This is a genomic window from Nocardia sp. A7 (genome assembly GCF_046549215.1).
GTDB lineage: Bacteria > Actinomycetota > Actinomycetes > Mycobacteriales > Mycobacteriaceae > Nocardia.
Window position 1 is genome coordinate 2,336,296 of record NZ_JAJPWE010000001.1, and the last position, 15,108, is coordinate 2,351,403.

The following is a 15,108-nucleotide window of genomic DNA, read 5'->3' on the forward strand; positions in this document are numbered from 1 at the left end:
CACGGCGCAGGCGTGCGACCCCTCGCAAGTGCCGGGGTGCGGATAGCATGTCGAACCGTGCCAGACGCCGCAACAGCTGTTCTCTCCAAGCCTCCTGCCGAACCGGTGGCATCCGCGAAAGACTTCCGGACCGCGCGATGGATCGCGATCGTCGCCGGGATTCTCGGTGCCCTGTTCGCGGTGGCCACGCCGTTCCTGCCGGTCACCCAGACGACCGCGCAGGTGAACTGGCCGCAGAACGGGACGCTGGGCAATATCCAGGCGCCGCTGATGTCGCAGGTGCCGATCGATCTGAATGTGTCGATTCCGTGTAGCGCGGTGTCGACGCTGCCCGAGCAGGGCGGGATGCTGTTGGCGACCGCGCCCGCGCAGGGTGATCGCGCGGCGTTGGAGGCGCTGTTCGTGCGCGTGTCCGACACCGCGGTCGATGTGGTGGATCGCAACGCGGTGGTCGCGTCGGCCGAGCGATCGGCGATGGACGGCTGCTCGGCGATCGTGATCAAGTCCGATCAGAACCGCACGAGTGCGGAGTTCGTCGGTCTGACCAAGCAGGTCGAGCGGCCGGTCGCCGGTCAGCCGGGTGTGATGGAAACCGTGCAGGTGCCCGTACAGGGCCAGCTCGCCGGTGACCTTCGCCCGCAGATCGTGGGTGTGTTCACCGATCTGAAAGGTGAGGTGCCGCAGGGTCTTTCGTTGACCTCGACGATCGACACCCGCTTCTCGTCGAGCCCGTCGCTGATCAAGCTGGTCGCGATCGTCGCGGCCGTGCTGTGCACCCTGCTGGCGCTGGCCGCGCTGGGCCGCCTCGACGGCAGTGACGGTCGCGGGCATCGCCGCTTCCTGCCGCGCAACTGGCTGAAGCCCACCTGGGCTGATGGCGCGGTGATCGGCACGCTGCTGGTCTGGCATTTCGTCGGCGCCAACACCTCCGACGACGGCTACATCCTGTCGATGGTGCGGGTGGCCCCCGACGCGGGCTATATGGCCAACTACTTCCGCTGGTACGGCGTCCCCGAGGCGCCGTTCGGCTGGTACTACTACGTCATCCAGGTGTTCGCCGAGATCTCCACGGCCAGCCCGTGGGTGCGCGTGCCCGCGCTGATCTGCGCGATCCTGTGCTGGATGGTGATCAGCCGTGAGGTCGTGCCGCGCCTGGGCAACGCGGTGAAGCGCAGCCAGGTGGCGCTGTGGACCGGCGGCCTGGTGTTCCTGGCTTTCTGGCTGCCGTTCGACAACGGCCTGCGCTCGGAGCCGATCGTGGCCCTCGGCGCGCTGCTCACCTGGGTCTCCATCGAACGCGCCATCGCCACCGGCCGCCTGCTGCCCGCGGGTATCGCGGTGCTGATCGCGGCGTTCACCCTGGCCGCCGCGCCCACCGGGCTGATGTGTGTGGCCGCGCTGCTGGCCGGTATCCGGCCGCTGGTGCGGATCATCGTGCGCCGTCATCGCCAGTTCGGCACGGTCGCGCTGCTGGCTCCGATCGCTTCTGCGGGCGTACTCGTGCTCACGGTGGTCTATGGCGACCAGACCTTCGCGGGCATCCAGGAGGCCAACCGGGTGCGTCAGGCCACCGGCCCGAACCTGGCCTGGTACGAGGACTACCTGCGCTACTACTACATGTTCGTCGAGACCGTCGACGGCTCGCTGGCGCGGCGCTTCGCGTTCCTGGTGATGCTGCTGTGCCTGTTCACCACGCTGCTGGTGCTGCTGCGCCGCCGTCAGGTGCCGGGGATCGCGTCGGGTCCGACCTGGCGTTTGATGGGGATCGTCTTCGGCACGATCTTCTTCATGATGTTCAACCCCACCAAGTGGACCCACCACTTCGGCGCCTACGCGGGCATCGCGGGTGGGCTCGCGGCGGTGACGGCGGTGGCGGTGTCGCAGAGCGCGCTGCGTTCACGCAAGAACCGGGCGATCTTCCTGGCCGGCTTGCTGTTCGTGCTGGCGCTGTCGTTCTCGGGCATCAACGGCTACTGGTACGTGTCCAGCTACGGCGTGCCGTGGTTCGACAGGACCATCTCGGTGAGCGGCATCAACTCCAACACCGTGATGCTGATCCTGTTCGGCGTGGCTTTGGCGCTGGTGGGCTGGTCCGCGCTGCGCGAGGATTACGTGCGGCCGGTGCCGTCTGCGAAGACCGAGCGCGGCAGAAGGATTCGCAAGTTCGCCGCCATCCCGCTGACCATCGTGGTCGGCCTGATGGTGCTGTTCGAAGTGCTCTCGCTGGTCAAGGGCGCGACCCAGCAGTACCCGGGCTACTCGATCGGCCGCTCCAACATCGACGCGCTGAGCAACAACTCGTGTGGCCTGGCCAACGACGTGCTGGTCGAATCCGACCCGAACGGCGGCAGGCTCGACCCGATCGTCGACCCGGCCCGTCCGTTCACCGATCCCAACGATCCACTGGCCGGCACCGGATCGGTCGGATTCACCCCCAACGGCGTGCCGGGCGACCTGTCGGCCGACGCGGTCGAGGTGAAGCCGGGCACCGGTAACACCAGCAACCAGTCGGTCGGCGCGGCCTTCGCCGAAGGCGAGAGCGCCGGCACCGGCGGTGGTGAGGGAGCGCGCGGCATCAACGGTTCGACCGTGGCGCTGCCGTTCGGCCTCGACCCCGCGCAGACCCCGATTCTGGGCTCCTACCAGGAGGGCATGCAGCAGCCCGCCCGCCTGGAATCGGCCTGGTACGGGCTGCCCGCCCGCTCGGACGACGCGCCGCTGGTCGTGATCAGCGCGGCCGGTCGCATCGCCTCCAAGGACGACTCCGGCTCCGACAAGTACGGCCAGGCGCTGTTCGTCGAATACGGCACCCGCAACGCCGACGGCAGCGTCACCACGCTCGGCGCCTACCAACCGCGCGATATCGGCCCCGCGCCGTCGTGGCGCAACCTGCGCGTGCCGCTGGCCGACCTTCCCGCCGAGGTCGACGCGGTGCGCGTGATGGTCAACGACCCGATCCTGATCGGCGACCAGTGGTTGGCGTTCACCCCGCCGCGCGTGCCCAAGCTGCAGACTCTCGACACCTTCATCGGCCGTGATCAGCCGGTGCTGCTCGACTGGGCCGTCGGTCTGCAGTTCCCCTGCCAGCGTCCGTTCGCGCACAAGAACGGCGTGGCCGAGGTGGCGAACTACCGCATCCTGCCGGACCGTCCGCTGGCGATCTCGTCGACCGACACCTGGCAGGCGCAGGAGTTCGGCGGCCCGCTCGGCATGACGCAGATGCTGGCGGCCCGGGTCACCATCCCGACCTATCTGAAGGACGACTGGGCCCGCGACTGGGGCTCGCTGGAACGCTACGACCAGTACATGGACGCGACACCGGCCAAGCTCGAGACCGACACCGCCCCACGTAACGGGCTGTGGAGCCCGGGGCCACTACGGGTGTTCTGACCTCGGCCCTGACAGTTAAAGGCGCGGATCACAAAAGTGGTCCGCGCCTTTTCGGTCGTATGAGGGACAGGAGTCAGACGTTGAGCATGCGACGGTTCAGGTCGCGGCGTAAAACCTCTTGTGAAGGCAGTCTTTCCAGTACCCGCATTACGGCCGGTCGTAGTTCTTGCTTCTCGTCGTTGCTGAGCAACTCGACGAGATCTCGTAGATCCATGTCATCGAAGGCTCCTGTCATACCCACCAGCGTACGTGCTCAAACGTGCAGGCACAGGACCTTCGCCCTGTCATTTACAGCTGTTTCATCTAATCGAAACCCTAACGGGCGCTGAGTGTTTCGTAAGAGACATGCACCAGTGCCTGGTCACTGCCCTTACGCTGCCAGTGTCTGCCAGTCGCATCACTGCGCCCGAATTGCCGGTTCCTTCGCTCGACCGGACTGATCGATCACAGTCACCCCGATCTCAGCGGGCGGCGCGGGCTGATACGGCGTGAACCGCTCCAGCGAGCCCCAGTCGCGGCCGAGATCGTGGTCGAGGTAGGTGGGCACAGTCTCGGCCTTCAACAGCAGATTTGTCCACCCGAGCGGTCCGCCGCCGATGTCGTCCTGCCAGGCGTTGGACGCGTCGGAGCCGACCCGGTCGGGCAGAATCCGCCACTTCGGGGCCTCCGCCACGCCGTCGTGGTGCTCGAACGGGCGCTGGCAGGGGAACGCGAGGCCGACGTGCCAATCCAGCAGGACCGGGTCCTCGTGCCCGACGACCGAGTCGAGGGTGGCCAGTTTCGGCAGCCGCGGCGGCGTGACCGCGAGCCACTGCTTGCCGGTGATGTCGTTGTCGGCGGCCACCAGGCGCACCGCGTTCACGCCGACGGGCAGTTGATCGATCGGCACGCGCAGATTTCGCCACGACGGTGACGGCCCGATATCCAGCGGTGCGACCGAGCCGGTCACCTCGACGGAACCGTCGGCGGCCCGGGTGCCGTATTCCACCCGCAGATCCTGGCCGTAGTGCACGACGCCGTCGGTGTCGACGTAGCGGATCCGGCCCGCCGCGGTGATCACGAGGGCCTGATAGCTGGAATCGCCGCGCACGCTCTCGTCGAGGTCGACGCGATACCACTGTGAGGTCAGCTTCGCCTGCTGCTGCACACCGTCCTGGAAGGAACCGAGGACCGGGGTGCGGGCGGGGTCGAGGCCGAACGGGAGGGCCACGGTGCTGCCGTTGATACCGGGTTCGGCGCTTGTGCCACCGCCGGTGCCCGCGCCGGTGGTCTTGGTGGTCTTGTTGGCGGAATCGGAGTCGACCGAGTTGGCACCGCCGACCACGGTTTCGTCGGCGTCGGCGGTGAGGTCGTCGGCCACGCCGTCCGGGGTGAAGCCGGTGGATTCGGCGTTCAGTCCGTCGGCGGGATTGCCGGTATAGGGCGTGAGCAGGGAGTCGGCCGTATTCGATTCCACCAGCACGTCATTGGCCATACCGCACGTATCGCCCTGCAGCGAATTGAGATTCGACTTCGCGATGGAGTAGGCGGGGTACTGGGTGATGGCGCCCTTGGCCATCGACGCCACCTCGAACAGCACGAGCAGAGCCGCCGCGATGGTGAGCGGCATGGTCGCGAATCGATCGAAACGCCCGGTGTCCTTCGGTGTTCGGTACGGGTCGCGCAGGTGGAAATACAGTGCGACGAGCAGTGCGAGGATGCTGAGTGCGAGGAAGAGCGTCGAAACACCCTTCCCCGCCACCATCGGCGCCTTGTCCCAGAACGGGACACCGAAGCTGGAGACGTACCACCAGCCGTTCGAGCCGGTGAAGGTCATCGCGAGCAGGAACAGGACGGCCGCCGCGAACAGGGCTCGATTGCGTGGTGCTCTGATTCCGTTGGTACCCACCGCTACCGCGGCCAGTGCCGCCAGCGAACCCGCCAGACCCGCGTAGACACCGAAGTGATGGGTCCACTTGGTCGGCGTCCACATCATCAGCAGGAGCGCGGCGAAGACGATGCCGAGGATGCGTACCGAGGGGCCGCGTGAGGTGCCGGGGATGCGGCCCTTGCGCAGGACCTGCAGGACGCAGACGAGCAGGCACAGCAGCATCACCAGGACGCCGAAACGGCGGGCCAGTGAGCCGTCGGGAGAGAGCATGAACAGCGAGTCCCAGCGGGTGCGTTCGTCGAACCAGGCGACGTTCGGGCCGACGAGCGTGCGGACCCGGGTGGCCTCCATGACGGTGGCCAGCGTCTGATCGGCGAAGACGATGATTAGCACCAGCGTGCTCGCCGCGACGCCGGGAGCCAGTAGCGCGGCGTAACGGAAGATCTTGGCGCCCAGCGACAGTCGATCCGCCGAAGGCTTGTCAGCTGCGGCGTCGAACTCGCTGTCCGCCGCGATTCGACGTGGGCGCAGACCCTGGGCTCGTTTGATGATGACCTGCATGACCGGGCGGGTGCCTGCGATCAGGGCGGCGATACAGATCAGACCGGTCGGGCCCGCTGCCAGCGAGAATGCGGCGACGAGGATCGCCAGGGCGGCGGGCAGCAGGCGCGCGGTGGCGATGGCGCGTTCGATGAGGCACCAGGTGAGCAGGGCGCCGGCCGCGATCAGCGGTTCGGGGCGAAGGCCGTTGTCGTAGGGGAGCCAGAAGGCGAGGAACACCAGGCCGGCCGTCCACAGCGCCACCTTGTCGCGACGCACGCGAGCCCCCAAGCGGGGCAGCACTTCTCGGCTGATCACCGCCCAGCAGACCAGTCCGGCGGCGAGCGCGGGCAGGCGCATCCACGGGCTGGCGTCGGAGATCTTCGTCATCCAGGCGAGCAGCTCGTAGGACCAGCCGAACGGCGCCTCCGGCACCCCGAACCAGCGGTAGTAGTTCGCCATGTAGCCCGACGGGCCCGACGCGCGCGCCATATTGAGGATGTAGCCGTCGTCGGAGGTGTTGGCGCCGATCACGTGCCAGCCGAGCAGCGTCACGACCACCACCACGTCGGTCGGGGTGATCCGCCACCAGTGCCGGGGCAGGAAACGGCGGGCGCGGCGGCCGTCGGTGGTGTCGAGTAGGTGCAGGGCGATCAGCGCGAGCAGGGTGAAGACCCCGGCACCGATCATCGCCACCAGTTTCAGCGTGGTCGGCGTGGAGGTGAAGCGAGAGTCGATATCGACGTGCAGCCGGGCGCCTGCGATGGCGTCCGAGTCGAGGTCGGTATAGATACCTACGATCTGCGGGCGCTTGTCGACGGTGACGGTGTTGCGGAACGGGGTGCCGTCCTTGCGTGTCACGCCCTCGAACTCGACGGTGGTGGCCGCGATGGTGGATCGGATCGAGATGCGGTCGCAGGTGGCGATCTCCGCGAGTGGCGCCGACAGCATCGGCACGTCGCGTGCCTGCACGGTGAGTACGCCGTCGCGGGAGGTGACGCTCAGGCCCCTGGCGGTCTGGCCGGAGTCGACCGGGATCGTGGTCAGCAGCGTGGTTGTCATCGGGGTGACGTAGTCGCCCTGCAGCCCGCGCACATCGTTGTCGGGCAGCCCACTCAGCATCGTGCACGGCAGTTGCGCGTCGAGCTGCTGGGGCACATACGACACCAGCGGCGCCTCGACACTGGTCGCGCCCGCCTGCGGCCAGTCCAGAGTCGCGCGGTCCTGGCGCACCGGCAACAGCGGCGTGAGCAGGGCGAGCACGAACCCGAGCAGCCCGCAGACGAGGGCGATCAGGCGGTATCGGGTGAACGCACGTTCAGATCGGTCCGGCACGGGGGTTGATGCTATCCATCGAACCTGTGCGCGGGTGGGCGCCGCCCTCAACGGGCGCCGACGGTGCCGCTCTAGCCTGTGCGGCGGGCGTCCCAGTCGAGCTGGGATCGGGCCCAGTCGGGGATCTCGGCGTCCGGACGGGGGAAGGCGGCGAACTCGGCGGTGAGGTCGTCGGTCGTGACCTCCGGCATCCAGTCCGCGACGGCGACGGTGGAGTAGTTGGTCTTGTAGCGGGTGGGGCCCGCGATGAAGATCTCGGCGCTGAGCCAGGCGCCGATGTCCGGGTTGTAGGACATGCGCTTGTGATCGGTGAGGTATTCGAGCACCTCGATGGGCGGCATCAGGTTGGTGACCGTGCCGTCACGCTCTTTGATCTGCACCCCGGCGACAGCCTGCTCGCCGACCTGCAACGACCACAGCAGGGCGAACTTCTGCCCGGGCGCGAGCATGGCGATGGTGGTGTCGATGACGAACCGCTCGATCGCGCCGAGCGATTCGAGCTGTTCTCGCGGTTCCGGTTCACGATCTCGTGCCAAGAGAAGATCGATCCGCTCCGGTCTGCTGAGCGTCATAGCTATACCTCTGCATCCGTACCGATCAGCGGTACCACAAACTGATTTCGGTCGGCCGAAATGTGAACATTTCGCAGCGTACACGGCCCGCCACACCGACTGTGCGGTTTGTCGACCATGACCGAAATAATGTGGTCTATCGCTCGTCCGCACATCAGTGGCTACCGGGTGTCGATCGACACAGCTTCGGGTTACGCCGCCGACGCCCGCAGCGCGAACCAGCCGTCACGTGGGTCGGCGAAACCGTGATAGACCAGCGGAATGCGCTGATCGATCGCGAAATACTGGTACACGGCCGCCATCGCCTGGCGGACCGAGTGTGCCTGGAAATCGTCGATGCGCCGCACCCCGATGCGCCGTTCGGGCAGCATCCGCAGCCGGGTCAGCTCGGCCGGATCGTCCACGTCCAGGCCCCACGGTTCTTCGATGAGGTGGTCGTGCAGCACCGCCCGCGCGGCGGGCGGATCGTGGCGCGGTCCCGAGAACGCGACCTGCTGCGCGCGGGCGAGTCCACGGGTGTCCAGCGGTGTGCGCACGGCCTGGATCAGGTCGATCAGCGCGGCGTCGGGGGTCGGCTCGGGTATTCGCCCGGCGACGGGCGCCTGTTCGAGCAGGTGCATCATCTGCCCGCCGAGAACCAGCGGTTCGGGCACCAGGAAAACGCTGATGCTCGGGCATGAACAGTTCAGACCGGTGAGGCACACCCTCGTGTGCAACGGATCGGACATACGTCCTCCTCCGGTAGCGGGTCGCCGGGACCCGTGACGTGCAGGATCTGTTTCCAACGCCAGCCGCCGGGGAGTTGTTCAACCGCCGACGGAGACCATGCCGCACCCGTCAGTGTAGTGCTGTGAAGTGGGATGAACACCTGGTTCCGGGACATGATTAGCCCGCCTGAGTGCCGACCGACTCGGTGTAGCGGCGGGCCAGCGTGCGCAGGTGCGCGACCAGTTCCGGCGGGCCGTCGACGCGGAAATCCATCATCAACATGCTGAGGTAGATCGCGATCGTCTCCATCGCGTCGGCGCCGGTGAGCAGCACGCAGGAGTGCTCGTCGATCGGCTCGACCACGCCGACCGCGGGGTTGATCCTGGCGATGACGGTCTCGGCGGGTTCGAGGACCGTGACGCGGGCGTGCACGCGCCAGCCGGTGGACGCGATGTGGCGCATGACGAAGGCGACCAGGTCGTCGTCGGGGAGCTTGCGTGGGGCGAACACGCGAGCGCCGCTCTCCGCTCTGATGATTCCGGCGGCGGGGATCGCGGTCCAGTCATGGGTCCGCATGCTGTAGGCGACGACGTACCAGCGGCGTTGCCAGTTGATCAGTCGGTAGGGCTCGAGTTCTGTTGTGCCGTCGGATGTTTGGACCGTCACGGCGGTGGTGCGGCGGACCGCGTCGGCGAGGGTGGTGAGGATGCCCGTGGCGACCGGCGCGTCCGGTTCGCGTGAGCCGGTGGTGGCGGGGCCGATCTCGGTGGCATCGCGCAACGCGGAAACTTTGCGCTGCAGGCGTTTCGGGAGGATCTGTTCGATTTTGCGCAGGGCTCTGGTGAGCTGGTCGCCGATGTCGGAGACGGCGAGCGAGCCGTCGTGCGCTACGGCGATGGACAGCGCGACCGCGACGGCCTCCTCGTCATCGAGGAGTAGTGGTGGCATGGTCGCGCCGCGGCCGAGGCGGTAGCCGCCGATCGCGCCCCGTTCCGCGTGCACGGGATAGCCGAGTTCGCGTAGTCGCGAAATGTCGTTGCGCACGGTGCGTTCGGTGATGTCGAGGCGGTCGGCGAGCTCGCGGCCGGTATAGGCGCGGTCCTGCAGCAGGGCGAGCAGACGTAGTACGCGCGGGGTTGTCGCAGCCATTTCCCACCTCGTCGAAAATTAGGAAAGAAACGAGCCTAATGGGTTTCTAGGCTGGAGTCATCACCGAAACAGTGACCACCGAAACGAAAGGCTCCATCATGAACTCCACCGATTCCCTCGAAACCGTCTGGCGCGACGTGGTCGCCACCTCCTACCAGGCCCTCAGCGACGTGGTCGCCGGCATCGCCGACGACCAGTGGAACCTGCCGACCCCCTGCTCGGAATGGACCGTCACCCAGGTGATCCAGCACGCGGCTGGCGACCAACTCGCCTTCGCCGCCGCCCTCGGCGTAGGCCCCGGCCCCGCCGACAACCCGTTCGACCCGTCCGGCACCATCGACGGCACCGCCGCCGCCCTGGTCCGCGAAGCCATCGACCACACCGCCGCGGCCTGGACCACCGTCTCCACCGAGACCACCACCGTCCCCACCCCCCTCCCGCACGGCGACCTCCCCACCCCCGTCGCCGCGACTCTGGCCGCCCTCGACGCGGCAGTCCACGCCTGGGACATCGCGATCGCCACCGGCCAGCCGTCTCCCCTCACCGACGAGTTCTCCGCCCACCTGCTGACCGCCGCCCGCACCGTTCACCCGGCCCCTGGCAGCGGCACCGACGCCGAAATCATCGAACCGCTGCGCCAGTGGGGCGCCTACGCCCCCATCGTCGAGGGAGACGCCACCGGCGCGACCGAGGAACTCCTCCACTACCTCGGCCGCACCACCGTCTGAGCCGGAGCCGCCTTCGGCAGGAGGCAGTACGTCAGCGGCGCACGGTGATCAGCGTGAAGGGGCCGAATTCCGTGGCGGTGAAGGCGGGGTCGGTGAAGAGGGACTTCGGGAAGGACACCGTGTAGCGCTTGACGTTCGGGTCGTTGGGGTAGACGTCTTCGGCCAGACGGAGGGTGTAGTTGTCGCCGTCGTTGCGGAAGAGGAAGGCGTCGGGGGCTCGCCAGGGGGACTTCGAGAGGGCCTCGACGAGGGCGGGTGAGTTGGGGAGTTTGCTCCAGTCGGCGATGGTGGCGGCGCGGGCCTTGAAGTCGGACAAGGGGTTCGCGTAGTGGGAGGTGAGGGCCTGGAAGCCCCAGTAGGGGTAGAACGCCAGGAAGGTGGTGTCGGCGGTGAGGACGACGGATTCGTCTCGGGGACGCCCGGTTCGGTCCAGCAGTGCCGCGTCGATGTCGCGGTAGTAGGAGACCGCGGAAGGCTTACGTTGGTCGGCCCGTTCGCCGTTGCCGTCGGTGTCGGTGTAGGCGGTGTCGATCTCGTGGGTGAGCACGGTGGGGATCGTCTGGGCGAAGGCCACGGCGCCGAGGACTGCGATCGCGGCGGCCGCGGTTCGCAGGGGCGCCGGTTCGTTCAAGGCTTGGTAGATGGCGGTGGCACCTTCGACGAAGCCGAAAACGCCTGCGGCAGCGAGCAAAGCGAGCAGGACCGGCTCCAGCCGGAACGACAGCAGGGTGGTGCCTGCGGCGGTCGCCAGCATCGACAGCAGCGTCCACAGATAGATCGATACGACACCGATCCCCAATGCCTGTGCGCGCCTTGACGACCCGGCCCGCACCACGAGCCACAGCACGCCGACCATGCACAGCGCGCCGCGCAAGGAGAACTCCAGCATCGGGAAGGCCAGCTGGGCGCCGGATTCCGGCAGATAGTGGAACGCGCTGCCGGAAGGGAGTTTCGCGCCGGACAGCATCTTCAGCAGATAGGGCGTCCACACCACCAACGCGAGCACGATCGCGATACCGCCGATCGCCATCAGCTTCGTCAACGGCGCGATCGCGGCCCGCCACGCGGGCTGCCGCACCGCCACCGACGAACCGGCCCGCGCGCCGACCCCGTGGCGTCCCGCCGCGCGCTGCGCGTAGACAGCGGCACCGGCCGCCACGACTCCCATGAGCACCACGGTGAACGCCGCGATCGCCAGGTAGAGCGTGTAGAAACATGCCGCGACCCCGAGGAACAGCCCCGTCCCGAGCACCGCGCCCCAACCGCCGGTGCGCCGATGCAGCGCACCCCATGCCAGCACCAGCACCGGCGGAACGAACACCACGAGCACCGCGCCATAAGCCTCGGGCGAGGCGTAAGCCAACGTCATCGCCGTGACAGCGGCCGCGGCGCCCACCGCCATGTCGGCGCGAACCAACTGCATCCACAACACCAACGCCACCGCGGCGGCGACGGCGAGCAGCCCGATCGCGTACGGCTTGAACACTTCCCAGCCGTCCATGCCGAGCACATTGCCCACGCGCCCGCCCAGCCAGAACCATCCGGCCGGATAGAACGGCGGCAGATCCACATAGTTCATGTCGCGCAGCGCGGCACTGTCGGTGAGCCGGGTCAGATATTGGGTGCGGAATTCCTGATCGACCGAAACACCGAACAGATACAACTTCGTCGCCGCCAACGGCATCCCGAGCGTGACGGTGACAAAGCTCGAAATGCCCACCCAGGACAGCAGTTTCGCCACTACCGGCCACAAGCGCCGCCGGATCAGCAGCACCGAGACCACCAGCAGCGCGACCGAAACCACCTGTCCCACCGTGGTCAGCGCGCGAGTCACATTGGAGGAGTTGAACGCGGGCCACTGCACCGCCGAAAAAGCGAACAGCCCAACCACGGCCACAACCAGTGCCACCCCCGCGGCGGCAGCCCCTTCGCCGACCCCGGTCCAGATCCTGCGCCCCGCCCGCACCTCGTCATTGGTCGTCATCGGCGCGCAATCCTCCGGCTCACTGTGCTCCACGGTCCGGGTCAGCCTAGTGGAGCCACAAAGCAGAACTGCCGCACCATCCGGGGATGATGCGGCAGTCCGTTTCGCAGTCGATCAGATCGGGAGCTTGCGGAAGATCGGGCGCGGCACGTGGCGCAGGGCCGACATCAGGAAGCGGGCCTCGTTCGGGGCCCACACGATTTCGGTGCCCTTCTCCGAGGCGGCGACCGCGAGACGAGCGACGTCTTCCGGGTCGACGGTGAGCGGGGCTTCCTTGGAACCGGTGGCTTCCCAGTGGGCCTTGGTCGCCGAGGTGCGGACCTGCATCGGCCGGATGACGGTGACGCGCGGCCCGAAGGGACGCAGCGCCTCGCCGAGACCGAGGTAGAAGCCGTCAAGCCCCGCCTTGGTGGAGCCGTAGACGAAGTTGGAGCGGCGAACGCGCTCACCGGCCACCGAGGACATCACGATGATCCGGCCGTGGCCCTGCGCCTTGAACTTGTCGCCGACCAGCACGCCCACCGAGACACCGGCGGTGTAGTTGATGCCGACGGTCATGACCGCCTTGCGCTGGTTCTGCCACAGCTCCTCGGCATCGCCGAGCACACCGAACGCCACGATCGCGACGTCCACATCACCCGCGGCGAACGCGGAGTCGACGACCTTCGGGTGCGACTCGGTGTCGAGCGCGTCGAAGTCGATGACGTCGACCTGGGTCGCACCGGCGGCCTTCAGCGTGGTGACGGCGTTCTCGAGCAGCGGGTCGCCGGGCAGGTTCGCCAGGACGACCCGGGCCGGGCCCTTGCGCAGGTACTCGGCGCAGATCGCGAGACCGATCTCGGAGGTGCCACCGAAGAGCAGGATGGTCTGCGGGTTGCCAACTGCGTTGATCACTGGAGCTCCAGCCTCCTGGCCATATCGGACATGAACACGCCATTCGGGTCGACGCTGCGGCGGACCTTGATCCACTCGTCGATCCGCGGGTACATCTGGTGGAAGGTCTCGGCCGTGGTGCGCGAGTCCTTCGCGGTGTAGAGCCGCCCGCCGAACTCGAGCACACGCCGGTCCAGATCGGTGACGAACTCGTTGAGCCCGCGCGAGATCGGGAAGTCGACGCAGATGTTCCAGCCGGCCATCGGGAAACTCAGCGGCGCCTGGTTGCCCTCGCCGAACAGCTTGAACACGTTGAGGAACGAGTAGAAGCCCGAGCTCTGGATGTCGATGATGATGCGCTTGAACTCTTCGACCGACTCCGGCGGAACCACGAACTGGTACTGCAGGAAGCCGTTGGAGCCGTAGCCGCGGTTCCATTCGCCCATCATGTCGAGCGGGTGGTAGAAGGCGGTCAGGCTTTGCGGCTTGCCGCGGTAGGTGCCCGACTTGCGGTACCAGATCTCACCGATCGGCCCGAAGGTGTACTTGTTGGCCAGCCCGTTGGGGAATACATCGGGCAGCGTGAAGAAGGTCTTGCCGTTGAAGCGCAGCGGATCTTTCTGCAGCTTCTTCGGCAGCTGGTCGAGCTTGGCCAGGTTGCCACGTGAGATCGCCGCCCGCCCCAGGTTGGGCAGCGGGCTGATGGCGTCGAACCAGGCCGAGCTGTATTCGTATTTGTCCTCGGATCCGTCGCTGTGGAAGGCGATGGTCTCGTCGAGGGTGCTTGTCACGTCGCCGTCGGCGATGAAGTACGCCGTTTCGGTCGGGGTCATCTCGACGGTGGCCCGCAGGATGATGCCGGTCAGGCCGCAGCCGCCGATGGTCGCCCAGAACAGTTCGGGGTCGGATGCGGCGGTGATCGTGCGGACGACTCCGTCGGCGGTGAGCAGATCCATCGACCGCACGTGGTTGCCGAAGCTGCCCGCGCTGTGGTGGTTCTTGCCGTGGATATCGGAGCCGATGGCGCCGCCGATGGTGACCTGACGGGTGCCGGGTAGCACCGGGACCCATAGACCGAACGGTAGCGCTGCCTTCATCAGCTGGTCGAGGTCGACACCGCCGTCCACGTCGACGAGGCGAGTGGCCGCGTCGATGCTGTGGATCTTGTTCAGCGCGGGCATGTCGATGACGAGGCCACCCGCGTTCTGCGAGTTGTCCCCGTACGAGCGGCCTAGGCCACGCGCGATCACGCCGCGTCGCAGATGCGCCGGCTTGGAGTCGTTGTCCTGCGCGACCATGCTCACGGCCTTGGCGATCAACTCGGGATCGCTGGTCGAGAGCACTTCTGCGGAGGTGGGTGCGGTGCGACCCCAGCCGGTGAGCTTGCGGGTACGCGTAGGTAGCGCGAACGCGTCATCGTTGGTGGTCGAAATGTTCTCAGACATCGGCTAAGAGGCTACATGCATGGCGCGACACACGGCCGGTCTCGTAGTCTTCCTCACGTGCAAGCCCAACCGCATCTGCCGCTGCCCGCCGAAATTCCCCTGGTCGACGAGCCCGGCGGGACCGATGTAGACCTCAAGACGCAGATCGTGCGGTTCACGCTGACCGGCGGTTTGTCGGCGATCGTCGACTACGGCATCTACAGCTTGCTGCTGAATCTGCTCGGGTGGCCGGTGAGCCTGGCGAAGGCGCTCAGTTTCGTCGCCGGCACCACGACGGCGTACCTGATCAACCGGCGCTGGACGTTCAAGGCGGAGCCGAGCCGGGCACGGTTCTTCGCGGTGGTCGCGCTGTACGCGGTGACGTTCGCGGTGCAGGTGGGGATCAACGCGGCGCTCTACTTCGCGCTGCCCGACGAGTGGTGGCGGCAGCCACTGGCGTTCGTGATCGCGCAGGGCACCGCAACCGTCATCAACTTCATCGTGCAGCGTGTGGTGATCTTCAAGATCAAGTAGG

11 protein-coding genes are annotated in these 15,108 nt (G+C 67.2%); 3 read left to right on the plus strand and 8 right to left on the minus strand.

All coding sequences use genetic code 11. The annotated features are described in order from the left end of the window. The first annotated feature begins 57 nt into the window (after positions 1-57). Positions 58-3,390, plus strand: a complete 3,333-nt coding sequence (locus tag ACLJPD_RS10600; protein ID WP_410871715.1) for an arabinosyltransferase domain-containing protein — start codon at positions 58-60, stop codon at positions 3,388-3,390. Positions 3,391-3,463: 73 nt separating this feature from the next. Here the strand turns inward: ACLJPD_RS10600 and ACLJPD_RS10605 are convergent, their stop codons facing one another. The 5 genes from ACLJPD_RS10605 to ACLJPD_RS10625 all read right to left on the minus strand — a co-directional run bounded on the left by ACLJPD_RS10605 (position 3,464) and on the right by ACLJPD_RS10625 (position 9,564). Then, positions 3,464-3,625 carry a hypothetical protein gene (locus ACLJPD_RS10605; protein ID WP_156677619.1) on the minus strand — a complete coding sequence of 54 codons (162 nt, stop codon included), beginning with the start codon at positions 3,623-3,625 and terminating at the stop codon, positions 3,464-3,466. 162 nt (positions 3,626-3,787) lie between these two features. Then, positions 3,788-7,093 (minus strand): arabinosyltransferase domain-containing protein, encoded by a 3,306-nt coding sequence (locus ACLJPD_RS10610; RefSeq protein ID WP_410872001.1) that lies wholly within the window; start codon positions 7,091-7,093, stop codon positions 3,788-3,790. Positions 7,094-7,206: 113 nt separating this feature from the next. Beyond that, positions 7,207-7,707, minus strand: a complete 501-nt coding sequence (locus ACLJPD_RS10615; RefSeq protein WP_410871716.1) for a hypothetical protein — start codon at positions 7,705-7,707, stop codon at positions 7,207-7,209. A 191-nt stretch (positions 7,708-7,898) separates the two neighbouring features. Next, positions 7,899-8,360, minus strand: coding sequence for a hypothetical protein (locus tag ACLJPD_RS10620; RefSeq protein ID WP_410871717.1), 462 nt, complete (start codon positions 8,358-8,360; stop codon positions 7,899-7,901). A gap of 232 nt (positions 8,361-8,592) precedes the next feature. Next, positions 8,593-9,564 carry a helix-turn-helix transcriptional regulator gene (locus tag ACLJPD_RS10625; RefSeq protein WP_410871718.1) on the minus strand — a complete coding sequence of 324 codons (972 nt, stop codon included), beginning with the start codon at positions 9,562-9,564 and terminating at the stop codon, positions 8,593-8,595. Between the two features lie 98 nt (positions 9,565-9,662). On the opposite strand from ACLJPD_RS10625, the gene ACLJPD_RS10630 reads away from it, so the two are divergent. Beyond that, on the plus strand, positions 9,663-10,292 hold the full coding sequence (locus tag ACLJPD_RS10630) for a TIGR03086 family metal-binding protein (RefSeq protein WP_410871719.1): 630 nt from the start codon (positions 9,663-9,665) through the stop codon (positions 10,290-10,292). 31 nt (positions 10,293-10,323) lie between these two features. On the opposite strand, the gene ACLJPD_RS10635 is transcribed toward ACLJPD_RS10630, so the two are convergent. The 3 genes from ACLJPD_RS10635 to ACLJPD_RS10645 form a co-directional block, all read right to left on the minus strand. Beyond that, positions 10,324-12,276, minus strand: coding sequence for an arabinofuranosyltransferase (locus tag ACLJPD_RS10635; protein WP_410871720.1), 1,953 nt, complete (start codon positions 12,274-12,276; stop codon positions 10,324-10,326). 114 nt (positions 12,277-12,390) lie between these two features. Then, positions 12,391-13,170, minus strand: coding sequence for a decaprenylphospho-beta-D-erythro-pentofuranosid-2-ulose 2-reductase (locus ACLJPD_RS10640; RefSeq protein ID WP_410871721.1), 780 nt, complete (start codon positions 13,168-13,170; stop codon positions 12,391-12,393). After that, positions 13,167-14,594 carry an FAD-binding protein gene (locus ACLJPD_RS10645; protein ID WP_410871722.1) on the minus strand — a complete coding sequence of 476 codons (1,428 nt, stop codon included), beginning with the start codon at positions 14,592-14,594 and terminating at the stop codon, positions 13,167-13,169. Before ACLJPD_RS10645 ends, ACLJPD_RS10640 begins: the two co-directional genes overlap by 4 nt. A gap of 15 nt (positions 14,595-14,609) precedes the next feature. Between ACLJPD_RS10645 and ACLJPD_RS10650 the strand changes: the two genes are divergently transcribed. Next, complete coding sequence (locus ACLJPD_RS10650; RefSeq protein WP_410871723.1) at positions 14,610-15,107, plus strand: GtrA family protein; 498 nt, start codon at positions 14,610-14,612, stop codon at positions 15,105-15,107. Position 15,108 lies beyond the last annotated feature (1 nt).

Excerpts from the sequence above, each read along its gene's own strand:
- ACLJPD_RS10605 (WP_156677619.1), bottom strand. The coding sequence starts at position 3,625 with ATGACAGGAGCCTTCGATGACATGGATCTACGAGATCTCGTCGAGTTG.
- ACLJPD_RS10615 (WP_410871716.1), bottom strand. The coding sequence starts at position 7,707 with ATGACGCTCAGCAGACCGGAGCGGATCGATCTTCTCTTGGCACGAGAT.
- ACLJPD_RS10625 (WP_410871718.1), bottom strand. The coding sequence starts at position 9,564 with ATGGCTGCGACAACCCCGCGCGTACTACGTCTGCTCGCCCTGCTGCAG.
- ACLJPD_RS10630 (WP_410871719.1), top strand. The coding sequence starts at position 9,663 with ATGAACTCCACCGATTCCCTCGAAACCGTCTGGCGCGACGTGGTCGCC.
- ACLJPD_RS10635 (WP_410871720.1), bottom strand. The coding sequence starts at position 12,276 with ATGACGACCAATGACGAGGTGCGGGCGGGGCGCAGGATCTGGACCGGG.
- ACLJPD_RS10645 (WP_410871722.1), bottom strand. The coding sequence starts at position 14,594 with ATGTCTGAGAACATTTCGACCACCAACGATGACGCGTTCGCGCTACCT.
- ACLJPD_RS10650 (WP_410871723.1), top strand. The coding sequence starts at position 14,610 with ATGCATGGCGCGACACACGGCCGGTCTCGTAGTCTTCCTCACGTGCAA.